General features: G+C 53.3%; 12 protein-coding genes. 9 read left to right on the top strand and 3 right to left on the bottom strand.

Annotation, left to right across the window (positions count from 1 at the left end; translation table 11 throughout):
• The first annotated feature begins 3 nt into the window (after nt 1-3).
• Nucleotides 4-561 (top strand): TRAP transporter small permease, encoded by a 558-nt coding sequence (locus JF44_RS0117135; protein ID WP_052066011.1) that lies wholly within the window; start codon nt 4-6, stop codon nt 559-561.
• Entirely contained in the window at nt 558-1,853 is a 1,296-nt protein-coding gene (locus tag JF44_RS0117130) for a TRAP transporter large permease (RefSeq protein ID WP_033070195.1), read from the top strand. Before JF44_RS0117135 ends, JF44_RS0117130 begins: the two co-directional genes overlap by 4 nt.
• A gap of 92 nt (nt 1,854-1,945) precedes the next feature.
• Here the strand turns inward: JF44_RS0117130 and JF44_RS20035 are convergent, their stop codons facing one another.
• The 3 genes from JF44_RS20035 to JF44_RS0117115 form a co-directional block, all read right to left on the bottom strand.
• The gene (locus JF44_RS20035; protein ID WP_052066010.1) at nt 1,946-4,093 is read right to left on the bottom strand and encodes a methyl-accepting chemotaxis protein; all 2,148 of its coding nucleotides are present in this window, start codon (nt 4,091-4,093) and stop codon (nt 1,946-1,948) included.
• Between the two features lie 334 nt (nt 4,094-4,427).
• Nucleotides 4,428-5,210 (bottom strand): cobalt-precorrin-6A reductase, encoded by a 783-nt coding sequence (locus tag JF44_RS0117120; protein WP_033070194.1) that lies wholly within the window; start codon nt 5,208-5,210, stop codon nt 4,428-4,430.
• 93 nt (nt 5,211-5,303) lie between these two features.
• The gene (locus JF44_RS0117115) at nt 5,304-6,431 is read right to left on the bottom strand and encodes a cobalt-precorrin-5B (C(1))-methyltransferase (protein ID WP_033070193.1); all 1,128 of its coding nucleotides are present in this window, start codon (nt 6,429-6,431) and stop codon (nt 5,304-5,306) included.
• A 227-nt stretch (nt 6,432-6,658) separates the two neighbouring features.
• Here JF44_RS0117115 and cobA point away from each other — a divergent pair, with 227 nt between their 5' ends.
• From cobA to JF44_RS0117080, 7 genes are all read left to right on the top strand, one after another.
• Nucleotides 6,659-7,522 (top strand): uroporphyrinogen-III C-methyltransferase, encoded by an 864-nt coding sequence (cobA, locus tag JF44_RS0117110; RefSeq protein ID WP_033070192.1) that lies wholly within the window; start codon nt 6,659-6,661, stop codon nt 7,520-7,522.
• A 110-nt stretch (nt 7,523-7,632) separates the two neighbouring features.
• On the top strand, nt 7,633-8,409 hold the full coding sequence (locus JF44_RS0117105) for a sulfite exporter TauE/SafE family protein (protein WP_033070191.1): 777 nt from the start codon (nt 7,633-7,635) through the stop codon (nt 8,407-8,409).
• Nucleotides 8,410-8,593: 184 nt separating this feature from the next.
• The gene (locus JF44_RS0117100) at nt 8,594-9,208 is read left to right on the top strand and encodes an SCO family protein (protein ID WP_033070190.1); all 615 of its coding nucleotides are present in this window, start codon (nt 8,594-8,596) and stop codon (nt 9,206-9,208) included.
• A 60-nt stretch (nt 9,209-9,268) separates the two neighbouring features.
• The gene (locus tag JF44_RS0117095; protein WP_033070189.1) at nt 9,269-10,603 is read left to right on the top strand and encodes a cobyrinic acid a,c-diamide synthase CobB; all 1,335 of its coding nucleotides are present in this window, start codon (nt 9,269-9,271) and stop codon (nt 10,601-10,603) included.
• Between the two features lie 88 nt (nt 10,604-10,691).
• Nucleotides 10,692-11,156 (top strand): YcgN family cysteine cluster protein, encoded by a 465-nt coding sequence (locus tag JF44_RS0117090; protein ID WP_033070188.1) that lies wholly within the window; start codon nt 10,692-10,694, stop codon nt 11,154-11,156.
• Between the two features lie 658 nt (nt 11,157-11,814).
• The gene (locus tag JF44_RS0117085; protein WP_033070187.1) at nt 11,815-13,305 is read left to right on the top strand and encodes a methyl-accepting chemotaxis protein; all 1,491 of its coding nucleotides are present in this window, start codon (nt 11,815-11,817) and stop codon (nt 13,303-13,305) included.
• Between the two features lie 612 nt (nt 13,306-13,917).
• Entirely contained in the window at nt 13,918-14,670 is a 753-nt protein-coding gene (locus tag JF44_RS0117080; RefSeq protein WP_033070186.1) for an MBL fold metallo-hydrolase, read from the top strand.
• Nucleotides 14,671-14,692 lie beyond the last annotated feature (22 nt).

Here is a 14,692-nt window from a genome sequence, read left to right as displayed (position 1 = left end):
CTCGTGCGTGATTTGACCAGACCCTTCAAAAAAGGTGCCGAAAGCATCGCGGTGGCATTGTTCATCGCGATGTTTGGCACATTTCTTTTACAGATTTTTGCGCGCTATGTTCTCAATAGCCCGCTTGGCTGGACGGTTGAGCTGTGCATCATCCTGTATATCTGGCTGGTGTTCTGGACGTCCGCTTTCTTGCTGCGTGAACATGACCATGTGTCGTTCAATATGCTGTTTCTGGCAGCCCCGCCACGCGGGCGACGGGTCATGGCAATTATTGGTCTTGCATGTATTGCGGGCGCCTTCATCGCCGGGTTCCCGGTGATTGTGGATTACGTCATGTTCATGCGGATCGAAAAGGCACCTGTCACGCGCATTACCCTTGATTATGTCTATGCCATTTTTCCGGTCTTTATTGTCGCGCTGATTATCCGCAGTGTCGTTTCCCTGTGGCGTTTGATGCGGGCTAAAACCTGTGATCGGGAAATCGCGGCAATTTCTGGTGAACTGTCACATTCGGACCAACCCAGTTCTGATCGGTTAATGACACAGGAGCCCAAGGCATGAGCATGGCTTTTTTGATCAGTCTTGGAGGATTTTTGCTGCTTGGTGCGATTGGAATGCCAATTGCAATCGCGGCCTTTGCGGCCTCGATCGGCTATATGTTCATTTCCGGACAGGATGTTGGTCTGGTTGCCGAACAGGCATTGAATGGCCTGTTTAACAGTTATGTTTTGCTGGCCGTGCCTTTGTTTATCCTTGCGGCCAATTTCATGAACGCCGGGACGATCAGTGACCGGTTGTTGACATTCTGTATTGCGATTGTCGGTCGTTTTCGCGGCGGGCTTGCCCATGTCAATGTGCTTGCCAGTGTGATCTTTTCAGGGATGTCGGGATCGGCAATTGCCGATGCGGCCGGAATCGGGCGCGTCATTATTGATCTGATGACGCGCAATAACCGTTATCCGGGTGGATATGCCGCTGCCCTGACTGCGGCATCAAGCGTTATCGGCCCGATTATTCCGCCTTCGATTCCGATGATCCTTTATGCGCTGATATCGGGATCATCAATCGGCTATCTGTTCCTTGCCGGTATCGTGCCGGGGCTGTTCTTGGCCGTGGTTTTGATGGTCGTCAATGTCGTGGTCGCCCACAAGCGTAATTTCAAACGTGATGACGTCGTGCCGTTACGTGAAATTCCGGCTGTGACCATGCGTGCATTCCCGGCATTGATGCTTCCGGTGATCCTGCTTTACGGGATTTATGGTGGCATCACCACCCCGACAGAGGCTGCGGCGATTGCAGCGGTCTATGCCCTTATTCTTGCGGCATTGTTTTATCGGTCGGTGAGCTGGAAAGATTTCTATCATCTGGTGCTTGATGGGGCCAGGTCGACCTCGGTCGTTGGTCTGATCATCGCATCGGCACTTGTGCTGAACTATTTGGTTGCAAGTGAAAACCTGCCTGCCCTTGTTGCGGATGAACTGGCGGCGATCAATATGTCGCCCTTGATCTTCATGCTGGTGATCAATGTGATCATTCTGCTGCTGGGCTGTTTGTTTGACGCGACGACACTTCTGTTGATCGTGGTGCCGCTTTTCCTGCCAACAGCAGAACATCTTGGCATTGATCTGGTCTATTTCGGGGTCGTTATCACGATCAATATCATGATCGGTCTGATCACACCGCCCTATGGCATTTTGCTGTTTGTTCTGAACGGTGTTACCGGCATTCCCTTGCGCGATATCATTCGTGAAATCTGGGTGTTTGTGGGGGTATTGATCGGGGCGCTGATTGTGCTGGTTCTGGTCCCCGAAATGGTTTTGTGGTTGCCACGTTTGTTTGGATATACCGGTTAGATCACCGTTGGCACGGTAACATCAGCGACAATAAAAAAGACCTCCGCCGGGCGCACAACCGGCGGAGGTCTTTGTCTTTCTTGCAAACAGCTTTAGCTTGCCCGCACGCGGGTAACAAAACCGTTTGCCTCATCCTGAAGGCGCTGGGACTTGTTCAAAAGGTCCTCGGCTACGGTGCGGGCCGAACCTGACATTTCGCGCACGGCCTCGGCTGCACGTGATACATCGGCCATATTGTCCGAAACATGGCGTACGCCGTTGGCGGCCTCTTCCGATCCGCTGGCAATTTCACCTGTTGCCGCCCCCTGTTGGCTCATCGCGGCAGCAATCGAACTTGAAATGCTGTCAATTTCGGCAATGGTCCGGGCGATGGTTGAGATCATTTCAACCGCCTGATTGCTGACAGTGCGCATTTCGGCGATCTGCTGGCTGATATCCTCAGTCGCGCGCTGGGTCTGGGAGGCAAGGTTTTTCACCTCGTTGGCGACAACGGCAAAGCCCTTGCCGGCGTCACCGGCACGCGCACTTTCAATCGTGGCATTCAGCGCCAAAAGATTGGTCTGATCGGCGATTGTCGTAATCAGTTCGATCACTTCACCGATCCTGTCTGCAGATTCAGACATCTGACGGACGGTTTCATCGGATTTGTGTGCTTCTGCCACGGCGGTTTTTGAAATTTCCTCGGCCTTGGCGACCTGGCGTTCAATTTCGCGGATGGAGGCGGACAATTCCTCGGTCGCAGAAGAAACCGAACTGACGTTATGCGACGCATTCTGGGATGCTTCATTCACTTCGGCCGCACGGGTAACGTTTTCGCCTGCGTTGCGTTCCATGTTGTCTGCGGTATCGCGCATTTCATTGACCGCAGTCAGAAGTTCCGCCACCAACGAATTGACCGAACTTTCAAAACCATCTGCCATGTCATGCAAGGCAGCACGGCGTTGTTCTTCGGCGCGGTCCTCGGTTTCCTTGTTTTGCCGGCGCAGGCGTTCGGCTTCACGGGCATTTTCGCGGAAGGTTTCAACAGATTTTGCCATATCGGCAATTTCGTCTGATCCGTTGTCTTTGATCGGGGCATCCAGATCGCCCTTGGTCAGGCGCGTCATCGCCCCGTTCAGGCCGATCAGTCGACGCAAAAGATTGCGACTGACATAAAGCCACAGGATCAATGCCGGAACCACGATGGCGGTAATCGCCACCGCAATCATGATGATTTCCGCGGTCACGATGGTTTGGGCAACACCGTCATTGGCGACATCGATTTTTGCCCGCATATCGCCCAAAAGCCGTTCTGCCGTCTGGGCGATTTGGGCTGTGATCGCAGCATTGCCATCAAGGATCGTATTGAGCTTTTCGATGGTGGCAAACTCTGCCTGACGCAGCGCAAACAGATTGTCGGGCTTTGATGGATCAAGGGCTGCCTGAATTTCGCTGAATGTCGCAAGTGCCGCTTTCTTGGCCTCTGCATCGGGCATCAGATCAATGCCTTTTTGCAGTTGGGTCAGGATCGGGTTGATGGCGAATTTGACTTTATCAAGCGCGTCGGTGTTGCGCGCTGCAACTGCCTGCTCGGCAAGGCCGGGGATCTGGAACGCAATCGCGCGAAGGTCGCTCATATTCTGGGCATCAAGCGCATCAACGTCCAAAAGTTTATCCAGCGTATCAAAGGCGGCCGGTGTCTGATCTTCGCGCCCGACCAATGAATAAAGGGCCGATGCACTGTTGGTCAGCGCCATGTTGGCATCCGTATTCTGGCTGCGCGCGGCTGCTTCGATGCTGTTGGCACCTGCGACAATTTTTTCAAGCAATGCATTGGTGGCAACCGCATTTGCAAACAGCGCGGTCTGGGTGTCTTTCAGCGCGCGGATATTGCCAACCAGTGTTTTGGTCTGACTTGAAAATTCGCTAAGGATCGCGCCATCCACGCCCAAGGTGCCAAGGATCGAAATATCTTCGTTAAGGGCACGTTCGATATCATCAAGTTCGGCAATAACGGTTTCGATTTCCGCACCATCCTGGGCCACGGCAACGTTGCGCGCGATATTGCTGACAAGGTTACTGCGCGCATACAAGGCCTGCCCGGTGACAAGGGCAGGGATGGCCTCGTTGGTTACGACGGATTGTTGTGTCTGTGTCATTCGAAAGGCAAACACAGCCAGTCCGGCTGCAATAACAGCAAGCAACGCGATTGGCACAATTGCCATCATCAAACGTCCTCGCAAACCCAGGTTGCCAGTCATTTATCAAATCCCCCAAAGGCACATGTATTGTCCGGCGGCTTTTGCCTTTGCTTCGGACCTGCAGACGGTTCCCCGGATCTGGGAACATGTTCGTGCAATCTGTCATTGCTGCAAACCGCGTCCCCCAGCTCAGCGAAAACTATTCAAAACCATCCGGACGCTTGCAAGATTAATCGTCTTATGTGGAACAGTTTCGTGAATTGTTTGAGAATTCGTCGCGATTATTTGGCAAAATTCTACTGTTTAGGGGGAAGTGACCCTTTGCGTTCAATTTGCGGTGTTGCGCATAGGATCACGCCGCACTGAGGCCCGGGAATCCACTTAAGTTCAGACCCTAGTCTTGCTGGATGAAGCTTCGGACATTCTCAATGATTTCAGCCCGCGATGGTGCCTGGGTAACCGGTTCACCGCCCGGGCGTTCGATCATGATCACCGGAATGCCAAGGTTCCTTGCGGCTTCAATCTTGGCAAAGGTGGCACCGCCGCCGCTATTTTTACTGACGATGACGTCGATCTCATGGCGTTCAAGAAGCTCGGCCTCGCCTTCAACACTGAACGGGCCGCGCGCAAACAGCCATTCCCCATGTTCCAGATCAAACGGATCACGCGGTGCATCGACCGTGCGCACCAAAAGCCAGGTTTTTTCCAGCCCTTCAAAGGCATGCAGGTTCTTGGCCCCACTTGCGATCAGGGCGCGTGTGCCAACCTCGGGCAGGATTTTTGCCGCGTCCTCGATAGAAGGTACAGATATCCAGTTGTCCTTGTCGGTCTGTTCCCAAGCCGGGCGATGGTACTGGATGCAGGGCATGGCAACCGCATGGCAGGCTTGGGCGATATTGCCGGAAATCTCGGTGGCATAGGGGTGGGTCGCATCAATTGCCAGATCAATCTGGTCGCGGTTGAAATGGGCAATGATGCCTTCCGGTCCGCCAAAACCGCCGATCCTTACAGGAACACCGTCCGGAAGGCTTGGCGCGCTGGTGCGCCCGGCCAGCGACAGTTGCAGGCGAATGTCGCGCCCGAATTCATGCATCAGGTCTTCGGCTATTCGATTTGCATCTCCGGTCCCGCCAAAAATAAGAATGTGTTTCGGGCGTTCAGCGGGCTGGAGTGACATGGGCAAAGTACCTTTTTGTTGCTTTGTGGGCCCTTTCGGACCTGTTTTATCGTGGCGCATTATCGTGCCATTCTGTCGGGCAGGCTTCGGAACCTAACCCTGGTTTGGTGCGGCGGTTCTGAACTGGTCAAAATCACCGATACCGTGGCGGGCGATGATGGTGCCATTGCGATCGGTAACAACGATTTCAACAGCACAGGCCCCGTCAAGTGTTGCACGGGCAGATTCAAAAGCCTGACGGGCAATGGTCTGTTCAATCATAACGTTTGCCGCCTGACAAAGTTCCAGAACCTGTTTGGCGGTATTGGCGTTGCGGACCTCAGTTTGCAGCGTTTCATCCCCGCCACAGGTTTCAACTGTTTGCGCCAACCGGTTGAAATCAACCTGTGATCGACTGCTGTGCAGGTCAAGGTGCCCCTGCGCCAGTTTGACCAATTTGGCAAAACCACCCGATATGCTGACAAAATCCACCGGATTCTTGCGCAGGTATTTCAACATCCCGCCCACAAAGTCGCCCATGTCCAGAACGGCTTCTTCGGGCAGATCATAAAACGCCCGAATGGCGGATTCCGATGTTTTGCCCGTCGCACCGGCGACATGTTGGCGGCCGGTTGCGCGTGCAACATCCACCCCGCGATGGATGGAATGGATCCATGCCGAACAACTAAACGGAATGACAATCCCCGTGGTGCCCAGAACCGACAGGCCGCCGACAATGCCAAGCCGCCCGTTCCATGTTTTGGCGGCAATTTCCTGCCCGCCGGGGATGGAAATCTCGATCTCGGCATCGGGTTTGGCGCCAAATTGGTCGCACAATTCGGTAATCTGTCCGACCATCATTTCGCGCGGCTTGGGATTGATCGCAGCTTCCCCCGGCGGCAATGGCAGGCCCGGTTTTGTGATGGTGCCAACACCCGCACCAGCATGAAACGTGATGCCATCGCCCGGTTTACCGATCCGCACGGTCGATATGATTTCTGCGCCATGGGTGACATCGGGGTCGTCACCGGCATCCTTGATCACGCTGGCACGTGCCCAGCCATCCCCGATTTCTGCTTTCACCAGTTTAAAGGACGGGGTCTCGCCCCGTGGCAATGTGATGGTAACGGGATTTGGAAAATCGCCGGACAAAACAGCCTGCCACGCAGCACGGGTTGCGGCGGTGGCACAGGCCCCCGTCGTCCATCCCTTGCGCAGCGGTCCATCCGGTTTTCTGGTCATCAGATGATTTTTTCCTGTCAATCCTGCCGGTGATCCCGATATTGATGGCGGCACGGTCGAAAAGTGCCTCGGGATTTCAATTAAACATTATAATTTATGTTGTTTGAAAATTTATACGAAAAACTTTCGGAAATATGTTGGACGTATCGTTTGATTGCTGTTTAACATATCCTCTTGGTGCGGTCCCGCACAGATGGCTGCATTTCATTTAAGTAGAAGAACGCGCGATGACTGATCTTGGTGTTGATTTTCCGGTGTTTGAACCGGGTTGGGTATGGCTTGTCGGTGCAGGTCCGGGCGATCCCGGGCTTTTGACACTTCATGCTGTCAACGCCATGCAACAGGCTGATGTCGTTGTCTATGACGCCTTGGTCGATGACCGGATTCTCAATCTGTTGCGCCCGGATGCCGAACGTATTTATGCCGGGAAGCGTGGCGGTCGGCCATCTTCGAAACAAACCGATATTTCCCTGCAGTTGGTCGAACTGGCCCAAAAGGGCTTGCGCGTTTTGCGCCTTAAGGGCGGCGATCCGTTTGTCTTTGGCCGTGGCGGTGAAGAGGGCATGACCCTTGTTGACCATAATATACCCTTCCGCGTTGTGCCGGGCATCACGGCCGGGATTGCCGGTGCTGCTTATGCCGGTATTCCGACCACGCATCGCGATTGCAATTCCTCGGTAACCTTTGTCACCGGGCATGGGTCAAGCGGTCAGGTCCCTGATAATATCAATTGGGCTGCCCTTGCCAAAGGCGCGCCGGTCCTGGTGATGTATATGGCGATGAAACATCTGCGCCGTATTTCATCAGAACTGATGAAAAATGGCCGGGCCGGTGACGAACCGCTTGCGGTCATCAGTCAGGCGACAACCCCTGATCAGGACATTTTGATCACCACCCTTGAAAAGGCCGCTGACGATGTTGAGCGCGCGGGTGTTGAACCCCCTGCGGTTTGTATCCTTGGCAAGGTCGTCGGGCTGCGTGACCGTCTGAACTGGCTTTCGCCACAGGATGATGTGACGGCGGTGCGCCATGTACCATTCGAACAGGTGCTTGAGCTGATCACGACACCGGCTGATCCCCATAAGGACTAAATTCTGATCTTTGATCCTGTCGAATCTTACGACAACAGATTGATATATATCGTTGTCGACGCGCCCGGTGATTGTACAATCAACGCGAAGTATTTTGACCCGGATAGATCATGGACGAACAGCAGGTACTGATACGCATCCTTGAAAGCGGTTGGGCGCAGTGCGTTGAAGTTGTGCGCAATGATGGCGGGGTGCTTGTCACGGCATTGCTTGCCGGACTGGTGGGCAGTGTGACCCATTGTGTGGGGATGTGCGGACCGTTCGTGATCAGTCAGGTCACCAGCCGGATGGAACAAATACCGCTCGAAAAAATGAGCGAGTTTCGCCGTCTCACCGGAGCGGCACTTTTGCCCTATCAGTTTGGACGGTTATCGACCTATTGCCTGCTGGGGGTTTTGGCAGGCTATTTTGCAGACAGTATTTCCGCCCTTACGCGGATCTGGTGGATCGGACCTGTGTTGTTGATTGCAGCCGGTCTGTTTTTCCTTGTTTTTGGCATTCTGGGCCTGGTGCCCCATCTTGGCGGTTTGTTGCCCTCGACAGGGGAATCGCGCTGGTGGAACAAGCTGGTGGGCAATCATGCGCGCCCTTTGTTTGCGGCACCCTATGGCTGGCGCGGTTATCTGCTTGGCGTGATGTTGGGCTTTATTCCCTGCGGTCTGATTTATGGCGCGCTTGTTCTGGCAGCAGCCACCGGGGCGGCTTTAAATGGCGGGGTGGTGATGGCTGTTTTCGGTTTGGGCACCGTGCCGATGTTATTTGTAACGGGCTTTGTCGGGCAATATGCCGCCCAGCGATTTCGCACAGTGATGGTGCCGGTTGGACGCGGGCTTATGATTATTAATGGCCTGATCCTTTTTATGCTGGCGGTAGCATCGTTTGGATAATGCGTCCCAACCCCCATGAATTGGGTTGTAAAATACGGCCTGTTTCATGGCATTAGCTTGAATGTGTGAGCTTTCCCACAGGGACCGGTCTTGCATGAATGATTTTGGCATTTATAGTGCCCGATCAATTGGTAACCCACGAAGATCGGTTGTCCGTAACCGGCGATGAAACGAGGATGGACGCGTGAGCAAAAAGACGCTTCTGGCAATTCTGGCGATTGCCTTGGTTCTTGGGATCGGATTGACCTATCGTCTGATGATGATGGGAACCGAAACCCAGTCGTCGGGTGGCGCATCCATCGGCGGGCCGTTCGAGCTGGTCAATCAGGACGGTGAAACGGTTACCCAGGAAGATTTTGCGGGCAAATATATGCTGACCTATTTCGGCTATACCTTCTGCCCGGACGTTTGCCCGACCGAGCTTCAGGTCATGGGCACGGCACTTGATCTGATGCCAGAAGACGTCGCGAACGAAATTACCCCGGTATTTTTCACGGTTGATCCCGAACGCGATACTGTCGAGGCCATTGCGCAATATGTGCCCTATTTCCATGAACGCATGGTGGGTCTGACCGGAACGGTTGAACAGACAACTGCGGCTGCCAAGGCCTTTCGGGTTTACTACGCCAAATCCATTCCCGAAGGCGAGCCGGAAGATACCGACGCCTATCTGATGGATCATTCGTCATTTGTCTATCTGATGGACCGTGACGGTCAGTTTGTCCGCCATTTCAATTACGGTACCAGCCCCGAAGACATGGCAAAGGGCGTCACCGAAGCGGTGAAAAACAACGGCTGATTAATCAGCCGTCCAGTGCCATGCTTGTGGCAGACCTACCGGCTTCGGAGATTATGCCGCATGCAAGACACCATTCCGGGCATCGTGATGGCAGCCCCGGCATCAAACAGTGGTAAAACCGTTGTCACGCTGGCGTTGCTGCGTGCATTGATACGCAAGGGCCACATGGTTGCCGCAGCAAAAACCGGCCCGGATTATATCGACCCGGCCTTTCAGGCTGCGGCGTGTCAGGCGATCTGCATCAATCTTGATCCGTGGGCGATGAATGCAGCCGAGATCAAATCTCTGGCAAACCGCCATGGTGACGGCAAATCCTTTTTGATGTGCGAAGGCGTGATGGGCCTGTTTGACGGGGCCGCCAACGGGGATGGTTCAACGGCTGATCTTGCGGCCCTGACCGGTTGGCCGGTGGTTCTGGTGGTGGATGTTAAGGGGCAGTCGGCATCTGCTGCGGCCGTAATATCGGGGTTTGCCAAGTTTCGCGATGACATCAATGTTGCCGGTGTGATCTTGAACCGTGTTGGCAGTGCGCGTCACAAACAGATGATTGTGGATGCCTGTGCAAAACATTTGCCGGACTTGCCCATACTCGGTGCGGTGCGACGCAGTGAAGACCTGATTTTGCCCGAACGCCATCTTGGCTTGGTGCAGGCGGGCGAGCATCCTGAACTCGATGCATTTCTGGACCGGGCCGCCGATATCATTGCCGATGACGTCGATCTTGACGCCCTTGTTGCGATTGCAGATGCGCAACAAGTACAGGGCGATGTCGGGGGTAAAACCGATAAAAACCCCGCTGGTATTGCGCCGCTTGGCCAACATATTTCCGTCGCGCGTGATGCGGCTTTTGCCTTTAGTTATCCGCATATTCTGGATGGCTGGCGGGCCAATGGCGCAGAAATTTCATTTTTCTCGCCGCTGGCAAACGAAGCACCGAACCCCGATTGCGATGCGATTTATCTGCCCGGCGGTTATCCTGAACTTCATGCTGAAACCTTGGCAAAAGCCGATGTGTTCAAGGCCGCGATGCGCGACGCGGCAAATCGCAACGTGATGATTTACGGCGAGTGCGGTGGCTATATGACCCTGGGCCGGTTTCTTGTCGATGCCAATGGCGTGCGTCATGAAATGCTTGGTCTTTTGCCGCTTGAAACCAGTTTCGCCAGTCGCAAGCTTCATCTTGGGTATCGAGAGGCCCAGTTTGGCAGCCCGACACCATTTGGACCTGCGGGCATGACGCTGCGTGGTCATGAATTCCACTATGCGACGACCCTTACCGAAGATGGCATGCCGTTTTGCCGCATGAAGACGGCGACGGGCCTGGATCTTGGCCCGGCGGGGCTGGTTGATCAGAATGTGTTTGGCTCGTTTTTCCATATGATCGCGCAAGGTTGATCAAACCACTACAGCGTTGAGTTCGACTGATGCATTAGCACGCGTTAAGCTGTATTATGTTTTTTCGACGGCCCGATTGAGAGAGACAATGACCGATAAAGACACCGTCGCGCTGCCAGTTGAGCCGTTTTGGGAAACCAAGACGCTTGCTGAAATGACGCAGGACGAATGGGAATCATTGTGTGACGGTTGCGGTAAGTGCTGCCTGCACAAGCTTCAGGATGAAGAAGACGATTTCGTCTATTACACATCCGTGGCGTGCCGCCTGCTTGATTGTAACTCTTGTCAGTGCAAGGATTATCCCAACCGCACAGATCACGTTCCGGACTGTGTGCAGCTTTCAAAAGACAATGTCAAAAGCCTGTCGTGGATGCCTTCGACATGCGCCTATCGCCTGTTGGCCGAAGGAAAAGGCCTGCCTGATTGGCATCCGCTTAAAACCGGCATCCCCGGATCAACGATTATGGCTGGCATGTCGATCCGCGGTATGGCAATTCCCGAAGATGAAGCGCACCCTGATCTCACGCGCTATATCGTGAAGTGGCCAGCCTGAGAAGACTGGATGCCGACCAGCCGCGCCATCCGCACTATGGCCTCTTCAGGCAGGCGGCGTTCCTGGCGATTTACTGCCCAAACATTACTATCCTAAAGTAGTGGTTTTTGGCGAATTTTCCCAAACTCCAGATCAAACTTGCGTGAGTACCGGATAAATGGTGGGCAGGATTGCGACGGCAAGCTTCTTTCTCTAGAACGCTTAAATCACTGTAATAATACCATAATATTACGATTTTCAGTTGTTTGGTTTTGAGTGTGAAATCCACTCAGGGTTTCCGCTGTGATGACCCAATTTCATTTTCATTGACCTATTCATGGGTATATGTTCTTACTTTTGGTCTGTCGCTCCGGGGTTGGGGAACAGATCAAGTTTGCGCAAGGATGCGTATAAGAATCTCAGAATAGAGCAGGTTTTCAGACTTTTTGGTCGGATTGTAAACGTGGACGGCACCGCACGGACATCATGATATGTCTTTGCACCGTTGTTTTTGTTGAATCTTCCGGGCCTTGTCTGATTGAAGTGCGCGATGATTGCAGACGTAAGGCGATCTCGCGGTGTTTTGATTGGGGCAGATGATATGACGGGTCAGAATATCTCTCTGCCATTGAAACGGGCGATGAACCACCTCGCCCGGTGAACGCGGAAAGTTAGTGATATGGGTATCGGGTTATTTAAGGGTGATGCAGAGGCGCGCAGTGAACAACAGGTCACAGCAGCACTCGGTCGTTCGATGGCGCGCATTGAATTTGACGTCAATGGCAACATTCTGCGTGCCAACGAGAATTTCGAACATGTCATGGGCTATAAGGCTGATGAAATCGTGGGAAAACATCATTCGATGTTCGTGCCCGAGGAAATCGCTGCGACAGCTGAATACAAAGGCTTCTGGAAGAAGCTTGGCAGTGGCGAATTTCTGTCTGGTGCATTCCCGCGCAGGCGGCGTGATGGTAGTTTGCTTTGGCTGGAAGCAACCTATAACCCGATTGTAGATGCCAAAGGCAATGTCACCAAGATTGTCAAATTCGCCAGCGACATTACATCGCGCCGCAATGAACGTGCGCTTTTGCAAAGTGTGTTTGATGCAATCAGTGCGTCCCAGGGCGTCATCGAATTTGACCTCGACGGGACGATCCTGACGGCCAATGAAAATTTCCTCTCGGTGGTTGGCTATAGCCTTGATGAAATCAAGGGCAAGCATCACAGCATGTTTATGCCAGCTGATCAGCGCAATTCGTCGGAATACCGGGCGTTCTGGCAAAACCTTAATCAGGGTAAATTCCAGGCGGGCCAGTTCGCACGTGTGGGCAATCACGGCAAGGAAGTCTGGATTGAAGCGACCTACAACCCGGTGCTTGATGCGGTTGGCAACCCGATCAAGATCATCAAGTTTGCAACCGACATTACCGAACAGACGAAACTTCTTCTCGATCTCAAGAAGATGATTGATGGCAATTTTGCCGAAATCACCGGCAACATCGAAGAACTGAATACACGCACCTCCCAAGGTGTCGATGCTTCCGCCAACACGATGGAATTGACCCGCAACGTGGCGACCAGTGCAGAGCAGATGGCGGCATCAATTGCGGAAATCTCGCAAAGTATGGCGCAGTCTCAGAGCGAAACCGAACGTGCCTATGAACAGACCAATACCGCCAATGAAATGACCCAGCGCATGACCGGTGTGGTTGATGAAATGGGCAATATTGTTGATGTCATTCGCAATATTGCCGGGCAGATCAACTTGCTGGCACTAAATGCCACGATCGAAAGTGCGCGTGCGGGTGAAGCGGGCAAAGGCTTTGCTGTTGTTGCCAACGAAGTCAAAAACCTTGCCAATCAGGCGGCGCGTGCCACCGAAGACATCACCCAGGAAATCACCGGCATTCAGGACATCTCTGCAGATGTGGCCAATGCCCTTGAAACCATTCGGGTGTCGGTTGAGACCGTACGGAATGATGTCACCAGCATTTCATCGGCGGTCACAGAGCAAACCGCAGTAACCGAAAATGTCAGTGCCAGCATGCGGGAAATGGCCCATTCGGTCGAAGATATGTCGTCCAACCTCGAGGCAATCCGGGCTACGAATGATACGGTTGCATCCTCGGTGCAGCGCACCCGCGAAGCCGCAGAGGTACTTGCGCGCTAGGTGTGATCGACCCTGTCAGGAAATTTAGGCTCAGGACCTATTAATTTGGTTTGAATGGTTCACCGGGTTTGTGCGGATACGCGAAGCAAAACCGCAGGAAGATATGTATCTTTCAAGGTTTTGCGACAAAGTAGCTCGTGCAAACCCGGTGAATCCAAAGGACAGACGTTATATTTGCAAACTCCGGCGTCAAATCCCTTGGCCGGGATACCAGCCCGCCCGGCGGTCCTTTCCTTGGATTTCACAAATATAACGTCTGCCATTCCAATCAAATTAATAGGTCCTGAGCCTAAATTGGCGGAGCCATAGGGCTCCGCCCTTTTTGTATTTATGACAGTTTAAAGATGATCTGCGCGCTGCTTGCAGAACCCCTTGCCTTGGCAGTGTTCAATTCACAAGAATGTCGCTCCGGTGCTAGAGTCTATTCCGATTAGGTTGCATCGCTTTTGTTCGTGTTTGGCGAATTGTTTGGCAAGGCACAGCGCGCAAGAGCGATGCGGGGCAGAAGAATGCCCTCGGCAAAACGGTGCAACCTAATCGGAATAGACTCTAGGGTCAGGACCTTGGCCTGATATATGGATCGTTTGCTGGGGAAATACGGGGCGGAAAGCAATGGATAGTAACCATCTGCGCATTGATGTTTTGGGGGTGGGCGAGGCGTTCGACCCGAAATATGAGAACTCGTCAGTGGTTGTGTCGGCAGGGGGCTACCGCCTGTTGATTGATTGTGGTGCGACCATCGCCGGCCATCTGATGGGGAAGTTTCCAGATCCGGACGCGATTGATGCGATCTATTTTACCCACATGCATCCCGATCATGTGTTTGGTTTGGTGCCCGTCATGCTGAATTGGCGTGATGATGGCCGTTCAAAACCGCTGCATATCCTATGTAGTCCACAACTGCGCACCCATCTTGAAAAACTGATGGAGCTTGGCTTCACCGGATTGGGTACGGCGTGGCCCTTTGCCGTTATCTGGCATTCGATTGCCGACACGACCGAAATTGGTCCGTTCGAATGCCGGTTTGCACGATCTGATCACAGTGTTCAGAATCACGCGATCCTGCTGCGTTATGCTGGCAAGGGGTTTGCCTATTCCGGTGATGGTAACGTTACAGCGGATACTGCCGCCCTGTTTACCGGTGCTGATCTTGTGTTTCAGGAAACCTATCTGATCAAGCATGATCCGCAACATGCTGCCCATTGTGATCTTGAAACAGTGATGAAACTGGCGTCCGATATGCCCGGCGCCCGATTCTGGCTTTATCACGTCAAGCGCGACGTGCGCGTGGATATGGCAAGGATTGTTGAGAAAAACGATCAGGTGCGCATGGCCGTGCCAGGCGAAGTCATCGAAATTCGTTAGGGTCTGAACCCAATTGGTACAA

This window comes from Thalassospira australica (genome assembly GCF_000763295.1).
GTDB lineage: Bacteria > Pseudomonadota > Alphaproteobacteria > Rhodospirillales > Thalassospiraceae > Thalassospira > Thalassospira australica.
The sequence above is the reverse complement of the archived record's forward strand: the minus strand, read 5'-3'. Positions and strand labels throughout refer to the sequence as shown.

Excerpts from the sequence above, each read along its gene's own strand:
- JF44_RS0117130 (WP_033070195.1), top strand. The coding sequence starts at position 558 with ATGAGCATGGCTTTTTTGATCAGTCTTGGAGGATTTTTGCTGCTTGGT.
- JF44_RS20035 (WP_052066010.1), bottom strand. The coding sequence starts at position 4,093 with ATGACTGGCAACCTGGGTTTGCGAGGACGTTTGATGATGGCAATTGTG.
- JF44_RS0117120 (WP_033070194.1), bottom strand. The coding sequence starts at position 5,210 with ATGTCACTCCAGCCCGCTGAACGCCCGAAACACATTCTTATTTTTGGC.
- JF44_RS0117115 (WP_033070193.1), bottom strand. The coding sequence starts at position 6,431 with ATGACCAGAAAACCGGATGGACCGCTGCGCAAGGGATGGACGACGGGG.
- cobA (WP_033070192.1), top strand. The coding sequence starts at position 6,659 with ATGACTGATCTTGGTGTTGATTTTCCGGTGTTTGAACCGGGTTGGGTA.
- JF44_RS0117105 (WP_033070191.1), top strand. The coding sequence starts at position 7,633 with ATGGACGAACAGCAGGTACTGATACGCATCCTTGAAAGCGGTTGGGCG.
- JF44_RS0117095 (WP_033070189.1), top strand. The coding sequence starts at position 9,269 with ATGCAAGACACCATTCCGGGCATCGTGATGGCAGCCCCGGCATCAAAC.
- JF44_RS0117090 (WP_033070188.1), top strand. The coding sequence starts at position 10,692 with ATGACCGATAAAGACACCGTCGCGCTGCCAGTTGAGCCGTTTTGGGAA.
- JF44_RS0117085 (WP_033070187.1), top strand. The coding sequence starts at position 11,815 with ATGGGTATCGGGTTATTTAAGGGTGATGCAGAGGCGCGCAGTGAACAA.
- JF44_RS0117080 (WP_033070186.1), top strand. The coding sequence starts at position 13,918 with ATGGATAGTAACCATCTGCGCATTGATGTTTTGGGGGTGGGCGAGGCG.